The 1,159-nt window shown below is 60.9% G+C and carries 2 protein-coding genes; one reads left to right on the top strand and one right to left on the bottom strand.

The genetic code is table 11. The features are described from left to right. Positions 1-378: phosphorylase family protein (locus AC1D0I_RS32555; RefSeq protein WP_477400178.1), on the top strand; the 378-nt coding region annotated here is incomplete at its 5' end. Positions 379-564: 186 nt separating this feature from the next. Here AC1D0I_RS32555 and AC1D0I_RS32550 read toward each other — a convergent pair. Beyond that, the coding region (locus AC1D0I_RS32550) for a 2,5-dihydroxypyridine 5,6-dioxygenase NicX family protein (protein WP_477400177.1) at positions 565-1,159 on the bottom strand (595 nt) is incomplete at its 5' end.

The following is a 1,159-nucleotide window of genomic DNA, read 5'->3' as shown; positions in this document are numbered from 1 at the left end:
GCCGAATGCCGCGTCCATGGCATCGAACAGCAGTTGGTCGCTGCCCATTGCTACGGGCCGCGACTGACAACTCCCGCCGAAGCTCTGGCGTATCGAAACATGGGAGCGGACGTGCTCAACCACTCGATCGCCCCAGAGGCGACCTTGTCGCGCGAGATTGGCGCGTGTTTCGTGCCTCTTGCGTTCGTCACGGCCGGTTTCAACGACTATATGGACCGCAATCGCCAGAAATTGCTGCAGGAGGATGTGTTGCCGAGCCTTTCCATGACAGCCTCGCGGGTTGCGCTGGAGACTGCGGCACGACTTCCAGCTGACCCTGAATGCTCTTGCCAGAGCTTGAAGTCGCCTCAACCGGCAGAGCATTCTACTCGGTTCTGAAGCAGCGATGGAGTCTGGATTAGTCACCCACGACGCAGCTCGCATCGAACTGAGAGTTCGCATTTGGACGCCTTTGCTCGCAGCGTCCGGTCCGCTTCCGTCCCCAATTCAGACTACGAGTCATGCTTCACATCGCATATAGATAAGCCTCAGGCCTTGGGGCCGATCGGGTGCCGGCAGTCTCGTCTATTGGCGGTGCTGCATTTCCTTGATGACGATGTCTCCGTCCACAACGATCGGCTCGTCATCCAGGAAAAGACTGCAGCCACGCATCGGAATGTCGAGGTGGCAGGCGGTGTCGTTGGGACCGCCGAGTTCGTTGTTCGGGCCCGTCGAAAACATTACATTGCCGTAGAAGGAGCGCAGCTCCATGCCCATGCCGCCGGGAAATTGCGTCAGGCCGTGCCACTGCGCCCGATGATCGAGCCCCCAGCCGACATGGCTCATGCCCATGCCGCGCGGGTCCTTGAACTCACCCATATAGGATTTGATGAGTTCGGCCTCCAGGCCGCCGCGGATATCCTGAACGAAGCCTTTTTCGATCGTGTAGACGACCGGCTCGCGCACGTAGGTGTTGAACGGCAAAAGCACGTCGCCAGGCGCCAGCACGATCTTGCCGTCGACGCCGTCGTCGGCGCCGCCGGTGAAGACGAAGGCGGCCGGCCAGTGGTCCCAGCGCCCCGGCTGGTCGGTATAGCCGTATTCGCCGACCGTCGGATAGACGCCAAGCCTGTAGATCACGTCGGTGCCATGGGGGGACGTGATGCGTATGGTCTTGGCC

Source organism: Mesorhizobium sp. P2_D1, from assembly GCF_056404455.1.
The sequence above is the reverse complement of the archived record's forward strand: the minus strand, read 5'-3'. Positions and strand labels throughout refer to the sequence as shown.